The following is an 18,264-nucleotide window of genomic DNA, read 5'->3' as shown; positions in this document are numbered from 1 at the left end:
CTCGATTGGCGGTAGTTTTTTTAATTTTCAATTTTTACAGTTATCTTTTTTTCAAAGAGTTTATTGTCTGAAGTTCTACAACTAAATGTAACTTCATAGTTTTCTGGCGTAAATACACTCTCACTTTTTAGTTTTGGGCTAAACTCTAATATTTTTTCATCGTAAAAAATATCATATATTTCTATTTGATTTTTTATTTCCTCAATTTCAAGTAAATTTTGATTTGCACTTATGGTTACATTTTTATATTTAAAAGGATGATTAAATTTCAAGGAATATGTATTTTCCAATAAAGAATTATCATTAATTCTTCCTCTTTTGAAAGCATAACATTTTGCAGATAATCCTAAATCTAAATTTGCAATAAACTTGGTTTTATACCCAATTATAAAAATTATTTCATTTTTTAATATGTTTGTTTCTGTGAAAGTATTATATTCTCTTTCTTTATTTCTCACATCAATTGAAGCTCCATAAAATTCAATATCTGAAATTAAATAATGTTGTGGAGAACAACTTTCACTTAATACAATTATAAGCAGATAAATTCCTATAATTTTAAATACTTTTTTCATTTATGATATCTCTATTTTTTCGGTTTTCAGTGGTAAAATTCTAACCAACGTCCCCTTGCTACAAGAGGTTTGGGGTTAAATTAAGCCTTATTTTCGGATTTGCCTACACATTCCAAATACAAGACCATTTTTAAATTAAGCCAATTGCCCAAATCTCTTGTAGCAAGTGTTAGCGGAAGTCTCTTATTAGCAATTCAATTCTCGGTATTAGTGGAGAATTAAGAGTTCCGGAAAATCGGTCAATTTCTTTACTTTTTGCTAAGTTTAATAATTCGATAGCTTTTTCTTTATTTCCACTATTGTTACTGACTTTTGCTAAAAAAATGATAAAGTGAACCCACGTTATTAATTTTTCATTTATTCCGTATTCTAAATATTTTTTACTCCCTGTTTTTATTTCTTCAATTGTAATATCATTAAAAGGTTTTGGATAATTGTTGAATTTTTGAATAAATGGAATTCCCTGTTCAAATACCAATTCTTTCATATATTCAACAGTTTCTATTGCTTCAATACTATTCTTTCCATAAACAAGCCACGAATTGTTATTTTCTAAAGATAAATTTTTATCAATTATACAATCAGTAATATCAAATTTACTAGGAATTGGTAATGCGTCTAAAGCATTCTCGATAAAATCTAGGTGGATACCAACATTAATTGTTAATTCTCCTCCATATTTATCCTTATGAATGTTTACGACATAAATCCAAGGACTATTTTTCTTGTAAAAATTATTTTTAGAACCTTTAAAACCAAGTTCTTTTAAAAACGGAGTAAAATTATTTTTTAAAATTTCGATAAATTCAATTCCTGATATTTGATTTGAAGTGTTTTTATATTCGCTTCTTTCTTTTTCGGTTAATTCGTTATTGTTCCAAAATCGGATTGGCAAAATTCTTTTCTTCATATCATCATTATTTGCATAAATTCTTAAATTCTATCGTTTTTCGAGAGATTTCCGCTAACGATTTTCGGCTTGGCGATGTGGCGGATTCTTAGCACAAAAGTTCAATAGAATTACTACAGTTGAACCTTGCATAAATGTTTCATAGAAGCACTTCAGCCGCCATATTGCCAAACCGATGTTAGGCACAGTTATTTTTCCTTAATGTATTGCCAATCAAATTTAGTACAAAGTCCAATCCCTTTATGTAAAGTCTGACCTCCGTCATTATTAGGCAGTTCATTAAATATTTCTGGTATCTCACCAATTACTTCAATTAAACAATGTGAATGATGCCCTCTCCATAAGTCTGTGTGAAAATAATTTCTATAATTAAAGGCATACTTAATAACAGTTTTCTGTTCCCAATATCTCGTCAAGTCTCTTATGTCGAATATGATGTCATAAGTTTTAGGAAGGACTATATTCCCGTAACAGTAACTTATTCCAACAGATAAAAGTTTTTCGTTGTCTTTTTCCTTTACAAGATTAGTGTATTCTTGCTTTAATTTTTCAAATTCTGTGTCAGAATGTTTTTCATATTTTTCCCTCTTCAGAAATTCTATAGTAGTGGGATTATGAAAGGGAATTTTATCTTGAACTAAGATATACCTCTCTATTGGTTCAATATCTTGTTCATTGTCCCAACTGATATTTAAATTGTCAAGTTTAAGAAATACAGTTTCAAATACTGTGGTTAGAAAGTTTTTAAGCTCTACAGACTTTTTACAAAATTCATTAAAAAGTATTTCCGTCTTTACAACTGAATTGAATTTTTGGTCAACTATGTCAAAGTAAATGGGCAAAAAGCTATTTAAGAAATCATTTTTGTTTGCTGTCAATTCTATGTCCGAATTCAAATATTTAGCATTAATAAGTTCGTTAACTAACAGTCTGACAAACTGTTTCTTGATTGTCGGATGCCAATATTTTAAACTGTCGAATTTTTCTTGAAGTATCGTCATTTATAATTGTGCCTAACTACTATATAAGCGAAACAAACCTTCGTATATACACCCCTTTTTGGGTAGATTGGCGAATGTTTGGCTTTTCTTAGCTTTTTCCAAATATATTAAAATTTTGTTGTTAGCTGGTTTTTTTCTTACAGTATTTACTTATTTACGATTCATTTCCCTAAACGCTTCGAGCTGGATTTCCATCCTCTGGATCAGAGCGTCTTTCTGAGCCAGTTCCTCTTTCAGGCTTTTTTCAAGTTTGGTTTCAAAACGATAGGGCAGGTATTCGCCCAATTGGGCAATAAAATTGTGTTTCATGATTATGCTCAGTTTCCATAAAATGGCAAACTGCAGGGAGTCTCTTTTGTAATAATCGTTCAATCCGGTTGGCAGTATCTCTAACGCACGAGCTACATCGGCTTTCTTGATTTTGTTCTGGAGAATGTGGTAATGAATAAAATTACCAATTGAGGGATAGGTTTCCCCGAGATCTTTCTTGTATTTGCGGTTATTGGTTGTCATTTTTTCTGTCTTTATCGTTATTGAATTTCTTTTAATGGTGGTAAAACAGGTGTTAATCACTAATACTATTGGTTATAAATACCTTTACTATTAGGGTTAAGCACCAATACTATTAGTGTAAATCACCTATTCTATTGGCTTTAATAACCAATTCTATTGGTGAAAAATACCTGCTCTATTGGCTTTTAACACCTGTTTTATTGGTGCTTAACACCAATAATAGAGGTGTTAAACACCTGTACTGTTATGGTTTAACACCTCTACTATTATGGTTTAACACCTGTTTTTTATAAATTATGACTATTATGGGGCAGGTTGCTGCAGGTGTTTGGTGCAAAAAAATGCCCCTTTTGGATATAAAGAGGCAGTACGTATTTATTGTGAGAACAAAACGCATTAGGGCATAGGCGGTGCCACTGGTGCTGTGGTTACGGCATTGCCGGTATTGCTGGCAAAACGTTTTTTGAGCTGGTCTACAATACTGTCGGCACCTGGTACTCCCGCATCGGCGGCTGCGCCAAAGGTTTTGTATAGTGCCAGAGCCGAAGCATAGGCTTCGCTGCCCGCCAGCATTTTGGTGTCTTCAATTTGCTCACATATCTGGTTGGCTATGCCAGAGAGTTCGTCCAGCTGGGTAAAAAGCGTGAGATCGTTTTTCATATTGGCTACCGATATATAGGGCGGTACCAGTGCCGCGTTGTTTACGCCGGCATTGATGGCATCCTCGGTAAAGGCTTTGTTGTTGACATCGATGGTGTTTAATGTCTTTCTTTCGTCGGCGGTCAAGCCTGTAAGGAAAGGGAGATTGGTCAAAATAGTTTGAAACGCAGCTTTGACTGCTGCTACTTGTGCCGCCGTTGCGGTCACGTTTACCCGATTGTTCTGCAAATTTGCCATATATAGTTTTTTTTGGTTTGTGTAGTAACAGACTACAAAACAAATCTAAATAATTGGCTGTAAGTAAAATAATGTTTTTCTTACTGTTTTTAATGTTTTTTGTTAAAAATCTCAGAAAGTACTGTCATATTTATGTGTAAAATGGTTTTTGCTGTGGCTGTGGGTTGTGAGGGGATAGGAGCCAATCTCATTAAGTTAAGAGTTTCATGCTTGATTTTTTTTATATAACTATCCGCCAAAGCATACTAAATGTTTTTTTGCCACAGATTACACAGATTCTCACAGATTTTACATGCATTTTTTAGAAATCTGTGGCCAATTTTATCGATTGGGTATTAGTCACTGATAGTCTATAACTATTTATGACTATCCGCAAAGCATACTAAATGTTTTTTTGCCACAGATTAAACAGATTCTCACAGATTTTAAAAAAAAAACAGTAATGAAATCTGTGTTAATCTGTGTAATCAGTTGCTAAAAAAATACACGATATTATTTGCGGACAGTCATATAAATAATATTCGATTTTGACAATGACTCCAGAGGAATCGAATGTTTCTCGGTATCGTACAAGCCCGCCGGGGTTGTTGTAACGTATGTTTTTGATTTCTATAAACGTTGAAATCCTCTGGATTTCTCATAACTTAATGACGCCCGCATGATTTTAGAGATAGTTTTTTGGAATTTATGGAGCCGTTTTTCATTCATTTGCAGAAAAATATTTTTTTGATGCGGGTTTTAAATTAACCTATCTTTGCGCCCTGATAAAAAGTCTATATGAAGTTTGATTTACTAAAAACTGATCCGCAGTCTAAAGCCCGTGCGGGAAGTATTACTACAGATCATGGTGTGATTGAAACACCTATTTTTATGCCTGTTGGGACAGCTGCTTCGGTAAAAGGGGTGCACCAAAGGGAACTGAGAGAAGAAATAAACCCGGATATTATTCTTGGGAATACCTATCATTTATACCTGCGTCCGCAGACTGAAATTCTTGAAAAAGCAGGAGGACTGCATAAATTCATGAACTGGGACCGCAATATTCTGACCGATTCTGGAGGATATCAAGTGTATTCACTGTCGGCTAACCGAAAAATTAAGGAAGAAGGAGTAAAGTTTAAATCGCATATTGATGGTTCGTATCATTTTTTTACGCCAGAGAATGTGATGGAAATCCAGCGTACCATTGGAGCCGATATTATCATGGCTTTTGATGAGTGTACGCCTTATCCCTGTGATTACCGCTATGCACAGCGCTCGATGCACATGACGCACCGCTGGCTGGACCGCTGTATCAATCATTTGGAGAAACTGCCGTTTAAGTATGGTTATGAGCAGACTTTTTTCCCAATTGTACAGGGAAGTACTTATAAAGATCTGCGCCGTCAGTCAGCAGAATATATTGCTAATTCGGGTCAGCAGGGAAATGCAATCGGCGGACTTTCGGTAGGAGAACCTGCTGAAGAAATGTATGCAATGACTGAAGTAGTCTGTGAAATTCTTCCCGAAGAGAAACCTCGTTATTTGATGGGTGTTGGAACTCCGATTAATATTTTGGAAAATATCGCACTTGGAATTGATATGTTCGACTGCGTGATGCCTACTCGTAATGCCCGTAACGGAATGCTTTTTACTGCCAACGGAACAATCAATATCAAAAACAAAAAGTGGGAAGCCGATTTCTCTCCGATAGATGAAATGGGGCATACATTTGTGGATACGGAATATTCTAAGGCCTATTTGCGCCATTTGTTTGCCGCTAATGAATATTTGGGAAAACAAATTGCTACGATACACAATCTAGGTTTTTATATGTGGTTAGTCCGCGAGGCTAGAAAACATATCCTAGCAGGTGATTTTAGACCATGGAAAGAGATGATGGTTAAAAATATGGCTCAACGATTATAATTTGGGTTTAATCGGTTAATCGTTTATTTGTTTAACCGAATAATCGAATTAACGATTTCACAATTAAACTTTTATGTTAACAATAATTGACAAATACATTTTAAAAAGATATTTAGCCACTTTTGCGGTTATGCTTCTGCTGTTTGCTCCTATTGGAGTAATTATAGACGTATCGGAGAAAATCAATAAAATGATTGAGAATCAAGTGCCGGTTTTAAAAATCGCCATTTATTACTATCATTTTACTATTTACTTTATGAATAACCTCTTTCCGATATTCTTGTTTATATCTGTTATCTGGTTTACTTCTAAGCTGGCAAATGATACTGAAATTATTGCTATTTTGAGTTCGGGAATTTCATTTACGCGATTTATGCGGCCTTATATTATAGGTGCTTCTATTATATCCATTATCGTTCTGCTGATGGGTTTTTGGGTTATTCCTGTATCGAGTGAAGGCTACAATAATTTCAGGTATACTTACCTGAGGAGTGACGGGAAACAGCTCATGCGGGGTGATAATACCGATGTTTACAGACAAATCAGCGATAATGATTTCATCTATGTAAACAGCTTTAATAATGAGTCTAAAACGGCTTATAATTTTTCGTTGGAACGATTTAAAAAAGAAAAATTAGAATATAAAATTACGGCCAGCAGAATCCAGTGGAATCCAAAAGAAAAGAATTATTCATTATTTGATTATACCAAAAGAACTCTTGGTTCTGAAAATGACGTGATCGAAAAAGCGCCTGAAAAGAAGATGAAATTCAGTTTTGACCTTGAGGATTTGGCACCAGTGGTTTATATTGCAGAGACTTTAAGTTTAGGAGAACTGAATGCGTTTATTGATAAAGAAAAAAAACGCGGTTCTTCTAATATCAACGTTTATCTGGTTGTTTTGTATAAAAAATACAGTGTGCCGGTTTCGGCATTTATATTGACCATTATAGCCGTTTCGGTATCTTCAATGAAGCGCAGAGGCGGTATGGGAGTCAACTTGGCAATAGGAATTGCAGTAGCCTTTTCATTTGTCTTTTTAGATAAAATATTTGGTGTATTGGCAGAGAAATCAAGTTTTTCGCCATTCATAGCGGTTTGGCTGCCTAATATAGTTTTTGGAATATTAGCTGTTTATTTACTACGGAATGCAAAACGATAATTTAAAGAGCTACTTAAATCTGCATTTAATTGTTTTTATTTGGGGGTTTACAGCAATTTTAGGAGCATTAATAACCATTCAGTCCGATTTTTTGGTTTGGTACAGAATGTTTTTTGCTGCTGTTTTTCTAGCTTTTTTTCTTGGCTTAAAGAAAAAATCATTTAAAGTCACACTTAAAGTTTTAAGCAGGTTCACTTTTGTAGGGCTTTTAATTGCCCTGCACTGGATTTTCTTTTTTGAAGCAATAAAAATCTCTACAGTATCCATTACGCTGTCGGTTTTTTCATTAGGAGCATTTTTTGCATCCTTACTGGAACCCTTGTTTTATGGGAGGAAAGTACTCTGGTATGAAGTGTTTTTTGGATTAATCATTATTGCTGGTCTAGGAATGATTATGAAGGTAGAAATTAATTATTTGAACGGAATGCTGCTGGCATTAGTTTCTATTCTGCTGGGAGTAGTATTTACTTTGATGAACGGGAAACTTATTGTGGATCACGATCCGTCGCTGATTTCCTTTTATGAGTTTTTGGCCGGATTTATTTTTATCTCGATTTATTTTTTATTTCGAGGTTCTTTTACGGCAGATTTTTTTATGCTGTCTGCCAAAAACTGGATTCTGATATTGGTTTTAGCATCGGTCTGTACTGCTTACGCCTTTACGGCTTCGATAAGGGTTATGCGCAGATTGACGCCTTATACAGTTATGTTAACCACTAATTTAGAGCCGGTTTACGGTATTGTGCTGGCTTATTTTATCATTGGAGGAAAAGAAAAAATGAGTACAGAATTTTATATTGGAGCAGTTGTAATTGTAATTACGGTGCTTTTGAACGGAGTCATAAAACATTATAGAAAAGAAGATTGATTGTAAGATTTTTTATTGTCGTAAAACCTATTTTTTCTACTTGGTCAAAAAAATAAGTGTATAATGATATTAAATTTTATATTTGCAGTTCCAAATCAAAAAAATAAAAACAATAATAAATACTCAGAAATCCTATGGAATATTTAGATTTTGAGCTTCCTATAAAAGAACTTGAAGAGCAGTTAGACAAATGTGTCGTTATCGGTTTAGAATCGGATGTCGATGTTACTAATACCTGCAAACAGATCAATAAAAAATTAGAGGAAACAAAAAAACAGATTTATAAAAATCTAACAGCTTGGCAACGTGTGCAATTATCGCGGCACCCAAGCCGTCCTTATACGCTGGATCATATTAAAGGGCTTTGCGGAGACACTTTTTTAGAGCTTCATGGAGACAGAGGTTTTAAAGATGATAAAGCGATGATTGGCGGTTTAGGTAAAATAGGCGGACAGTCGTTTATGATTATTGGACAGCAAAAAGGTTTCAACACAAAGACCCGCCAATATAGAAATTTTGGTATGGCTAACCCTGAAGGGTACAGAAAAGCTTTGCGTTTGATGAAAATGGCTGAGAAGTTTGGTATTCCTGTTGTAACTTTGATCGATACTCCTGGTGCTTATCCTGGCCTGGAAGCCGAAGAACGCGGACAGGGAGAAGCCATTGCAAGAAATATTTTTGAAATGGTGCTTTTAAAAGTTCCGGTTATAACGATTATCGTAGGTGAAGGTGCTTCTGGAGGTGCGTTAGGTATTGGTGTTGGAGACCGGGTTTATATGCTGGAAAACACTTGGTATTCTGTTATTTCGCCAGAATCCTGTTCGTCCATTTTATGGAAAAGCTGGGATTATAAAGAGCAGGCTGCAGAAGCTTTAAAATTGACTTCAGCAGATATGAAAAAACAAAAATTAGTTGACGATATCATTCCAGAACCTTTAGGTGGAGCTCATTATGACAGAGAAACTACTTTCACTACAGTAGAGCAGTACATCATGAAAGGGTATAACGAATTGAAAGACTTATCAACAGAAGATTTAATAGCTCAAAGAATGGAGAAATACTGTAAAATGGGCGAGTTTAAAGAGTAAATCACCATTTTTAAGATCTTAATCCGAAGCCTTATAGTTTCGGATTTTTTTTTGGTTATAAACAAAATGTGAGTTTTTATAAACAATAAGCTGTAATAACTCAATTGTGATTTTTTTTTAATTTTAGTTACTTTCGCTACATGGAAAATTTCAAAAATATGAGTCCAGTAAAAGTGGACAAAACAACAATTATAAACTTAGAAAAAGGAAAATTACCACCGCAGGCATTAGATTTGGAAGAGGCTGTGCTTGGCGCTATGATGATTGACAAAAAAGGAGTTGATGATGTAATTGATATTCTGCAGGCAGATGCGTTTTACAAAGATGCTCACAAATATATTTTTGAAGCTATTGTTCAATTGTTTAATGATACGCAGCCAATCGATTTGCTGACTGTATCTGCTCAGCTTAGAAAAAATGCGAAGTTAGATTTAGCCGGAGGCGATTTCTATCTGATTCAGCTTACACAAAAGATTTCGTCATCAGCGCATATTGAATTTCACTCCAGAATTATTCTTCAAAAGTTTATTCAACGAAGTCTGATTCGAATTTCATCTGAAATTATTGAGGCTTCTTATGATGAAACGGCCGATGTGTTTGATTTATTGGATCAAGCCGAATCCAAACTTTACGAAGTTACACAAGGAAATATAAAACGTAGTTCCGAAACGGCTCAAAGTTTAGTATTACAAGCCAAAAAACGTATTGAAGAAATTGCTGGTCAAGAAGGATTGAGCGGTGTAGCGACTGGTTTTCATAAATTAGATAAGCTTACTTCGGGCTGGCAGCCAAGTGATTTAATTATTATTGCTGCGAGACCAGCGATGGGAAAAACGGCCTTTATTTTGTCTATGGCCAGAAATATAGCGATAGATTTTGGGCATCCAGTAGCTTTATTTTCGCTGGAGATGGCGTCGGTACAGCTGATCACCAGGCTGATTTCCTCAGAAACCGGATTGTCTTCTGAGAAGCTGCGTACCGGAAAACTTGAAAAACACGAGTGGGAACAATTGAGTACCAAAGTGAAAAATTTAGAAAAAGCACCTCTTTTTATTGATGATACACCTTCCTTATCTATTTTCGATTTAAGGGCTAAAGCAAGACGTTTAGTGTCTCAGCATGGTATAAAAATCATTATTATTGATTATCTGCAGTTAATGACTGCCGGTGGAAATTCCAAAGGGGGAGGAAACCGTGAACAGGAGATTTCGACTATTTCCCGAAATTTAAAAGCGCTGGCAAAGGAGTTAAATGTTCCTGTAATTGCACTTTCGCAGCTATCGCGTGCGGTTGAGACACGTGGATCGAGTAAAAGACCGTTACTTTCCGACCTTCGTGAATCTGGAGCGATCGAGCAGGATGCGGATATCGTTTCCTTTTTATACCGTCCTGAATATTATAAAATCGATGAATGGGATGATGAAGAAGCATCTTCAACTGCCGGTCAAGGTGAAATTATGATTGCCAAACATAGAAATGGCGGTATCGAAAATGTTCGTTTGAAATTTATTGGTCATTTAGGGCGTTTCGATAATTTAGAAGATTATAGTTCCGGTTATGACGATTTGCCTTCGAGTATGAACCATGACGACAGTTCGTTTATCACTAGAAACCTTCCTTCGGCAAATGATGCTTTTGGAAGTAATTTTAATAATGATGACGATGATGATGGCGATGTTCCTTTTTAAAATGTAACATAAGCTTCATTTTCAAAAATTGAGTAATCAGCTGTAAATTAATTTACAGCTGATTTTTTTTTTGCCTGTCTATCGGCAGTAAAATGTTTCAAAATGTATAAACAGGTAATGATTTCTTATAAAAATAGTTCCTAAGCTTAACGTTTTTTTAATGTGCTGACTTATATGCTGAATTTAATTTTATAAATCAATAGTGTATTATTTACACATTTGAGAATTATAAAATTTATGGATATTTTTTTTAAATAACTGTTTGTAAGTTAGTTGGTTAATAAATAACTGTGTTTTTAAAATTATTTATTAGGAAAATTACTAATTTTGATATAAATTTGATTGACATTTGAAAATAGCAAGCTGAATCAGCTGTTATGCAGGCAGTATATTCTTATTTATTAAGCCAAACCGCTGTAAGGAAGAGTAATTATTTATTAGTTAAATCTAAACAAATATGAGAAAAAGAATGGTATTTCAAAATTTGAACATTTCTCAATGTAAAAATCAGTTATCGGCTGCCGTTCGTTCATTAGAGATGGACAGAAAACGGATTGCACAAGGTCTGCATGATGATTTAGGGTCAAAGCTAAATGTGATTTCTCTAAATTGTCATTTATTAAAAATTCCAAATTTATCTCAAAAGGACATTGAAGAGATTACCAAAAATATTATTGAATATACTTCAAAAGCATTAACGAGTTCAAAAAAAATGACTTACAGCCTGCTTCCGCCGGTTTTAGAAAAATTTGGGCTTCATGCAGGAATTGAAGAATTATGTTCTGAATTAGCAGATGCCGCTGATGTTGATATAGAATATGTAAATAATGTAAAGTTTGATTTTATAGATAATGAAAAACACATTCATGTTTTTAGAATTTTACAGGAGCTTCTTGCTAATTCAATACAGCATGGAAAAGCAAAAGCAATTTTTATTTCTTTTAATGAAACAGATGGAATAAAAACGTGCAGCTATTCAGATAACGGAGTTGGTTTTGATTTGAGTGAGCTGAAGAATCACAAAGGTTTAGGAATGAAAAATGTAGCAGGCAGAGTAGCAGTTCTTGAGGGAAATCTCAAGATTGAATCACAGCTGAATAAAGGGATTTCGGTTATTTTTAATTTTTAAATTATGAATAAAACTATAAAAATAATTCTTGTTGATGATGAAGTGCTTTTTCGAAAAGGTATTTCGTTTTTACTGAGCGGAGAAAAAAATATAGAGGTCCTTTTTGAAGCTTCAAACGGTCTCGAATTGATGGATTTTTTAAAGAGCGGTAATCCAAAGCCTGATATTATAATCATGGATTTAAAAATGCCGTTGCTTAATGGAATTGAAGCCACTAAGATTATCCGAAAAGATTTTCCAGATATAAAAATTATTGCATTAACCAGTTATGATTCGAAATCATTTATAGCCAATATGGTTGATGTAGGAGCAGTTTCTTACTTAGTTAAAAATTCAACGCCGCAGGAATTATTTGCAACCATCAATGAAGTGGCAGGAAAGGGATTTTATTATTCGGATTACGTAATGAATATTATCCAGAAAGATATTATTTCCAATAAAAAATCGAAGTGTAGTTTTGACACCAATTTTATAACTTCCCGGGAGCTCGAAGTTTTACAGCTCATCTGCAAGCAAAAAAGTACAGTAGAAATTGGCGAAAAATTATTCATAAGTCCAAGAACTGTCGAAGGCCACAGAAATAATCTGTTACTAAAAACGGAGTCCAAAAATATTGCAGGATTGGTTGTTTTTGCGATACAGCATAATTTGGTTTCTTTGGATATTTAATAGAATCATGCCAAAAAATATTTTGTATGATTTAAAAGTATACTTTAACTGCTTACAGTTATCTTTGCTTTAAAATCGTTTTAAAATGATGCGCAGAATATTTTCTTTTATATTTATTTTTCTAATAGCGGTATCCTCGAGAGCTTCTTATATTTTGCTGCCAATGGATGAAACTACGCAGCAGAATCACCTCAAAGCTTACGGAATTACTTATTGGTGTCTGGCCAAAAATTATAAAGCCAGCTGGCTGTTAAACTATCGAGGAGGCTCTTTTTTATTGCCCGATGCCGAGGAAATTAGAAAAGAATGCCAGATTCGCGGTGTAAGTTTCGAAGTGCTTTCAGATGGAGAGCAAGCCTCAATCCTGAATGAAATTTCCAGTCCTTCTCAAAACATGGAAACTGTTATTCTGGAAAAAGCGCCCAAAATTGCGGTTTATACGCCAAAAGGGAAACAGCCTTGGGATGATGCAGTAACACTGGTTTTGACTTATGCCGAAATTCCTTTTACACCTATTTATGATGAAGAGGTGCTGAGTGACCAATTATTGCTTTATGACTGGCTGCATCTGCATCACGAAGATTTTACAGGGCAATATGGAAAATTTTATGGAGCATATAAAAATATTCCCTGGTACATTAATCAAAAAAGAGATGCCGAAGATCTGGCAAAAAAATTAGGTTACGAAAAAGTGTCTCAGGAGAAAGGCGCTGTTGCCAAAAAAATTAGGGATTTTGTAATCGGTGGCGGTTTTATGTTTGCAATGTGTTCGGCAACTGATAGTTTTGATATTGCTTTGGCAGCAGATGGAGTTGATATCTGCGAATCAATGTTTGACGGAGATCCGAGTGAGGCTAATTATCAGTCCAAGCTGAATTATGGAAGTACTTTTGCCTTCAAAAATTTTACGCTGGAGCGAAGACCGGAACAATATGAGTTCTCAGATATTGATATGACGCAGAAAAGGAGAATACCAATGGATAAAGACTATTTTACGTTGATGGAATATTCTGCCAAATGGGATTTTATTCCAAGCATGCTGTGCCAAAATCATACGCAGTTAATCAAAGGATTTATGGGGCAGACCACAGCTTTTGATTCTGAATTTGTAAAATCAAATGTTCTGGTAATGGGAACCTGCGAACTCAATGGGGAGGCCAGATATATTCATGGTGAAAAAGGAAAAGGCATGTTTACTTTTTATGGAGGTCATGATCCCGAAGATTTTCAGCACCAAGTGGGCGATCCTGCGACAGTTTTAGATCTGCATCCCAATTCTCCTGGCTACCGATTAATTTTAAATAACGTTTTGTTCCCTGCCGCTCGAAAGAAAAAACAGAAGACGTAGTTTGAGTTCTTAGTGGTTAGTCCTTAGTGAAATAAAAATAATTTGCGAATTTGCGGTAATTTATTAGCTTCTATTGTAAAAGATTATATACGAATTCGTGGCTAAATTTCGTTAGTTCAAAGAGAATTCAAACCAGATAGGGAGATGATCCGATATTTTTCGGGCTTCTTTTAAGGAAATGAATTTTTCATAAAACAAAATCACATCCGACTTTAAATAGTTTATTGAACTCGTTTTGTAAAACACATTGTCATATTCAGAAGCCAGACAATTTGGACCTTTGCATTTTATTTTTAATGATGTTTTTTGATTTTTTAAAATTGGAGCAAAGCCCATTTCCTTCAAAGGCGTAAAAACCGAATTCGACTGTGGGCAGTTAAAATCACCAGCAAACACTAGGTTCAGATTTGGATATTCCTGTGGCAGAAGCTTGAAATATTTAATTTCAGTTTCGGGCTGTTTACTTTTGGTAATGGCATGAAAAGAAGCGATTGTTATCGTTTTTCCTTTGATTTCAAAAGTCGCAAAATATGGCTCACGGTCGATTTCGATATGATAATTGCGTTCCAGCCAAGGTTTTCCTTTTAGTTTTAGGTTGCTGGTTTTCCAAAGAAAAGCATAACGTTCGGTTTTATAGGTACTGCTTGATGTGGGATCGCTTATACAGTAATCCCATTTTGCTCCTTTTCGGTTGAGTTCATCCGCAAGTCTTGCTACAGCCTGAACACCGCCATTTCCTGCAACGACTTCCTGAATCGTGATGATATCGTAATTTTTTACAATATTGGCAATAAAGGCAATCTCCTGATCAGACTTGGATTTCCCAAAGTTTTCAAGATTCCATGAAAGAAGTTTGGTTTGGGAATAAAAAGAATTGAAAAAAAGAAAGAAGAGAAAACAGAATAATTTGTTCATAGATTTGGAATAATGCCCAAAGATAAAGATTGCCAAAGGATTTTTTAGTCTTCCCAGCCACAAAGAGTTAATCCATTTTGTTGTGCTTGTTTTAGCGGGATTTTTGCAATTTGGTCTTTGCAGGCGTTAAGTCCTCGGCAGGATTCTTTATAGTGGTATTTCTTTGCACCCGCTGAACCACAAATATACACGTTGGTTCCCGTAAATGAATTTGCTGTTACCGTAAAAAGCAATAGGATTGATAGTAGTTTCATTTTTTATATATTGAGAATTATTTAATTTACTTTCAGTTTATAACTGTTTCCTTTTTTATCACGGCCTTTTAATTTGCCATAATCCATCCATTCTACATAAATGTCAGCAGAACTTTTATCTTTATTGATGATCTTTCCTGCTCCATATTTGCCTTTAATATTGATAACTCCTGATACAGAATCTCCTTCCTGATTGACTCCGCTCACTTCATAGTTGTATTCATAATTACCGGATGTTCCTGTTCGATACTCGTATTTGCGTTTTAGATCTTTGTGATAGGTTTTGGCTTCCTCGGGTGTAATCGTCTTGATGTCATCTGGAGTGATAACTTCTTTGAAGAAAGTTTGAGGCTGTATTTTTGGCTGTTCTTTTTTGCAGGCAATCAAGAAACAGAGAAGGAGTATAAAAAGTAGTTTTCTTGTCATAATTTTTTATTTTGAATTTAGAACAGTAACAGTTTAATGACAATAGAAATTATGTTTACTTGAATCAATTAATTATCAAGGAATGCTATCTGTTGAATTGTTAAGTTTTCAAAATGCTTATACTTTATCTTATTATTAATATTTTTTCCATTCAAAACTTTTGAATCCGCTTTCTTTTGCCCATTTTCGCCAAACAGCTTCAAGAATTTCATTGTCTCTCTGCCCTATAGGATATTTATAGGTCTGTAGTTTGTCATTTTTATCTCGTTCTTGTGTTTCGAATACGTGAAGATGTATGTATTGATTTTTACTACTTTTATTAGTTGGTAGATTCAATGAATAATTAGTTTTAAGTGCTTTAGTTATATCAACCTTATGAACTATACAGTAATGTCTAATTTTTTCTATTTCAGAACCACCAAAATAGAATTGACTATTGGCTTTTTTGTCCAGATATTCTAAATAACCATCTGTGAAAACATAAATATGATTCTCGTATTTGGTAAAAGTTGTATCTATATCAATAAAAGAGGTGTCTTTTTTAATAATAGGTTCATTATCAATTTTTTCAATTAGAATGCTTATCAGATCTAATCCCTGATTCCTTGTATTTTTATATGTTTCTTTGACCTTACTTTCAAAGATGTTTATTTGCTGTACCAATCCGTTATTTTTATATTTTCCTGTGGAATTTATAAAACATTGTTTTGTTTCCAAACTTTTAAATCTATCTAAATCAATTGAAGTAATCGTTTTGTCTGAAAAAGGAGAAAAAGAAATTGATGATCTGTCTCCAATTTTTTTACCTGGCTTAACACATTCTGTCTTGAAAAAAATAATTAGTTTATGAATTTCGTCTATGTCTTTTGATGGTTTATTGTCTATGCGACTTGACATGTCCGAAATAATGACAATATTTTGGTATGTTAGATTTTTATTTTTCGGTTCTGAATCACACGAAACGGCTAAAAGTACTGCAGAGCAAAAGATTCCTAAAATTTTCATCTAGTTATTAATTTTTAAATTATTGTTTGTTCTATTTCTCTAACTCTGCTTGCCACTTCATCGGTGGCATAATATTTTGGGAGATGTTCTACAAATCCTGATGTATAAGCAGAAATAACACTATTTAGAATTACGTCAGTAAAAATTTTACCGCTTACTATTTTTGCACTAATGTCGTCGAATATTAGTTTGATTTGTTTCTGTAATTCAGCATACTTACTATCGATTTGGTTTTCACAATTATTAATTTCTGTTTCTAAGTTCAAAATTTTAGAATTGTTATCGTTAATTGCACCTTCCTTTTCTTTAATTCTGTTGGTTAGAGACTCTTTTTCTGTATTTAAGTCTAACATTTCTTTATCTAAAAAATGGATGCTTTTATTTTTTTCAGCATCAATAATATCTCTTTGTGATTTTTGATAAGCATTAATTAAGTAATCAATTAAAAAATGTGTAAGAATTAGAGGAAACATACCAAACGTAAAAATTAAATAAAACTCACCATGTTTTACAACTTCCCAAATTTGCATTGTAGATTTCTGTCCGATTAATAAAGATTTTATTTCGTCAGTATTGATTGCAACCATTGTTGAAACTAAGATGTCAAATATTAATAAACCTACCCAAAACATTATACTATTTAGATATTTGTTTTCGCTGCCAAGAATTTTTAGATTAGATAATAAAACTGGAATAAGAAAGAAAAGAGCAGCTATAAAACCAAATAAAGCTCCTTGCTGTTTAAATATGTTTATAATAGCATTTGCGTCAACAAGTTGTGGAATTCCAGGGTTTATACCAGCTTCTAATGAGGTTCGTATTACATTGCCTTCAAAAAAAACTTTATAAATAGCGGAAGCAAAAAACACAGATAAATAAAAAATAAAAATACCTAATGCGATTAAAATTAAAATAGTGCCAATTGTCCAAAACTTTTTTGTCACGAAAGATTGTTCCAATACTTTTCTTTCAATTTTATTTTTTTCAATTTCTTTATTGACTTGCAATAATCCTTTTTCATTTGTATTTTGATTCCCAGATTCTAAAATAGATTTTTCAGTTTTTAGTTCCGATATTTTATCTTTAATGTGTCGCTTTTCTAATTCATTATTTCTTTTTTCAACAGTTACTTTATCTTGTTTTTCTATTTCTAAATTTGCTTTAGTACTTTCAAATGCATTGGAAATATTAGAAGTTAAAATGTTCTTTTTACTGCTTAGTCCTTCATCGGTTGCATAGGTTTTAATTTCTTCTTTAATATTATTGTACTCAATTCTGAAAATGTCAATATTGCCGTGATTTTCTTTTGAATCTTCATAACCTTTCTTTTTGTATTCTTCTGTATTTATTTGTGCGGCCGAATAAACAAGATTATGTAACTGTTGAGAAAATGAGTCAATGATATTTATTGGAAGAGTCTGTTGAATTTTTGTTTCAGCTATTTGAGTTATTTCATTTACATCTATATTGTTGTCAATGTTATATTTTAGGCGCTCAAATTCAGATAAGAACTGTGAATAAGTTTTGACATCGTCAGAAACTTGAATGTTTTCAACATTGTTATTGCTTGCATTGATGGAATAATTGTATGAACCGTTAATTGAAATTTTATTGTCAATTAGACAAAATTTATGGTGCATTATTCCTCTTGCATCACCTGTTTCGAAAGCATGTACATTTATTCTAGCACCTTTTAGCATTAATTTTACCGTTTCATTTTGAGCATTTGACGAAAGAATAATGTCTATAGTTATATTTCTGTTTTTTGCCTCAATGATTGCCATTGCAATATCTCTGTCAGTGAACCAAGCCATTGCCACATAAATGCATTGTCTGGCACTGTTGATTTCAGAAAGTATTCTGAATTTAATCTCTGTTCCGTTGGTTATAATTTCATTCATTTTTATT

18 protein-coding genes are annotated in these 18,264 nt (G+C 33.6%); 8 read left to right on the top strand and 10 right to left on the bottom strand.

All coding sequences use genetic code 11. The features are described 5' to 3' along the window. Positions 1-20 precede the first annotated feature (20 nt). The 5 genes from IRZ80_RS17660 to IRZ80_RS17640 form a co-directional block, all read right to left on the bottom strand. Positions 21-575, bottom strand: coding sequence for a hypothetical protein (locus IRZ80_RS17660; protein WP_194643121.1), 555 nt, complete (start codon positions 573-575; stop codon positions 21-23). 169 nt (positions 576-744) lie between these two features. After that, the gene (locus IRZ80_RS17655) at positions 745-1,485 is read right to left on the bottom strand and encodes a DUF4304 domain-containing protein (RefSeq protein WP_194643119.1); all 741 of its coding nucleotides are present in this window, start codon (positions 1,483-1,485) and stop codon (positions 745-747) included. Between the two features lie 188 nt (positions 1,486-1,673). Next, positions 1,674-2,486, bottom strand: a complete 813-nt coding sequence (locus IRZ80_RS17650) for a hypothetical protein (RefSeq protein WP_194643117.1) — start codon at positions 2,484-2,486, stop codon at positions 1,674-1,676. A gap of 150 nt (positions 2,487-2,636) precedes the next feature. Next, entirely contained in the window at positions 2,637-2,999 is a 363-nt protein-coding gene (locus IRZ80_RS17645; protein ID WP_194643114.1) for a hypothetical protein, read from the bottom strand. A gap of 396 nt (positions 3,000-3,395) precedes the next feature. Beyond that, positions 3,396-3,896, bottom strand: a complete 501-nt coding sequence (locus tag IRZ80_RS17640; protein ID WP_194643112.1) for a hypothetical protein — start codon at positions 3,894-3,896, stop codon at positions 3,396-3,398. A gap of 777 nt (positions 3,897-4,673) precedes the next feature. Here IRZ80_RS17640 and tgt point away from each other — a divergent pair. The 8 genes from tgt to IRZ80_RS17600 all read left to right on the top strand — a co-directional run bounded on the left by tgt (position 4,674) and on the right by IRZ80_RS17600 (position 13,756). Next, the gene (gene tgt, locus IRZ80_RS17635) at positions 4,674-5,804 is read left to right on the top strand and encodes a tRNA guanosine(34) transglycosylase Tgt (RefSeq protein ID WP_194643110.1); all 1,131 of its coding nucleotides are present in this window, start codon (positions 4,674-4,676) and stop codon (positions 5,802-5,804) included. Between the two features lie 73 nt (positions 5,805-5,877). Then, positions 5,878-6,966 (top strand): LptF/LptG family permease, encoded by a 1,089-nt coding sequence (locus IRZ80_RS17630; protein WP_194643108.1) that lies wholly within the window; start codon positions 5,878-5,880, stop codon positions 6,964-6,966. Beyond that, the gene (locus IRZ80_RS17625; RefSeq protein ID WP_194643106.1) at positions 6,953-7,834 is read left to right on the top strand and encodes a DMT family transporter; all 882 of its coding nucleotides are present in this window, start codon (positions 6,953-6,955) and stop codon (positions 7,832-7,834) included. The genes IRZ80_RS17630 and IRZ80_RS17625 overlap by 14 nt, the downstream gene beginning before the upstream one ends. A gap of 134 nt (positions 7,835-7,968) precedes the next feature. After that, entirely contained in the window at positions 7,969-8,922 is a 954-nt protein-coding gene (locus IRZ80_RS17620; RefSeq protein WP_194643104.1) for an acetyl-CoA carboxylase carboxyltransferase subunit alpha, read from the top strand. A 140-nt stretch (positions 8,923-9,062) separates the two neighbouring features. After that, positions 9,063-10,610 (top strand): replicative DNA helicase, encoded by a 1,548-nt coding sequence (gene dnaB / locus IRZ80_RS17615; RefSeq protein WP_194643101.1) that lies wholly within the window; start codon positions 9,063-9,065, stop codon positions 10,608-10,610. Between the two features lie 457 nt (positions 10,611-11,067). Continuing rightward, the gene (locus IRZ80_RS17610; RefSeq protein WP_194643099.1) at positions 11,068-11,739 is read left to right on the top strand and encodes a sensor histidine kinase; all 672 of its coding nucleotides are present in this window, start codon (positions 11,068-11,070) and stop codon (positions 11,737-11,739) included. Positions 11,740-11,742: 3 nt separating this feature from the next. Then, complete coding sequence (locus IRZ80_RS17605; protein WP_194643098.1) at positions 11,743-12,408, top strand: response regulator transcription factor; 666 nt, start codon at positions 11,743-11,745, stop codon at positions 12,406-12,408. A gap of 88 nt (positions 12,409-12,496) precedes the next feature. Next, positions 12,497-13,756, top strand: coding sequence for an asparagine synthetase B (locus IRZ80_RS17600; RefSeq protein ID WP_194643206.1), 1,260 nt, complete (start codon positions 12,497-12,499; stop codon positions 13,754-13,756). Between the two features lie 111 nt (positions 13,757-13,867). Here the strand turns inward: IRZ80_RS17600 and IRZ80_RS17595 are convergent, their stop codons facing one another. The 5 genes from IRZ80_RS17595 to IRZ80_RS17575 all read right to left on the bottom strand — a co-directional run bounded on the left by IRZ80_RS17595 (position 13,868) and on the right by IRZ80_RS17575 (position 18,257). Beyond that, positions 13,868-14,671: an endonuclease/exonuclease/phosphatase family protein gene (locus IRZ80_RS17595; protein ID WP_194643096.1), complete on the bottom strand. Its 804-nt coding sequence runs from the start codon at positions 14,669-14,671 to the stop codon at positions 13,868-13,870. Between the two features lie 44 nt (positions 14,672-14,715). Further along, positions 14,716-14,925 carry a hypothetical protein gene (locus tag IRZ80_RS17590; protein WP_194643094.1) on the bottom strand — a complete coding sequence of 70 codons (210 nt, stop codon included), beginning with the start codon at positions 14,923-14,925 and terminating at the stop codon, positions 14,716-14,718. A gap of 21 nt (positions 14,926-14,946) precedes the next feature. After that, positions 14,947-15,351, bottom strand: a complete 405-nt coding sequence (locus IRZ80_RS17585) for a hypothetical protein (protein WP_194643092.1) — start codon at positions 15,349-15,351, stop codon at positions 14,947-14,949. Between the two features lie 135 nt (positions 15,352-15,486). Then, complete coding sequence (locus IRZ80_RS17580; RefSeq protein WP_194643090.1) at positions 15,487-16,356, bottom strand: hypothetical protein; 870 nt, start codon at positions 16,354-16,356, stop codon at positions 15,487-15,489. A 14-nt stretch (positions 16,357-16,370) separates the two neighbouring features. Continuing rightward, positions 16,371-18,257, bottom strand: a complete 1,887-nt coding sequence (locus IRZ80_RS17575) for a phospholipase D-like domain-containing protein (protein ID WP_194643088.1) — start codon at positions 18,255-18,257, stop codon at positions 16,371-16,373. Positions 18,258-18,264 lie beyond the last annotated feature (7 nt).

The sequence above is a fragment of the Flavobacterium sp. HJJ genome (assembly GCF_015351475.1).
GTDB lineage: Bacteria > Bacteroidota > Bacteroidia > Flavobacteriales > Flavobacteriaceae > Flavobacterium > Flavobacterium marginilacus.
Note: the sequence above shows the minus strand (reverse complement) of the source record. Positions and strands in the feature narration are given on the sequence as shown.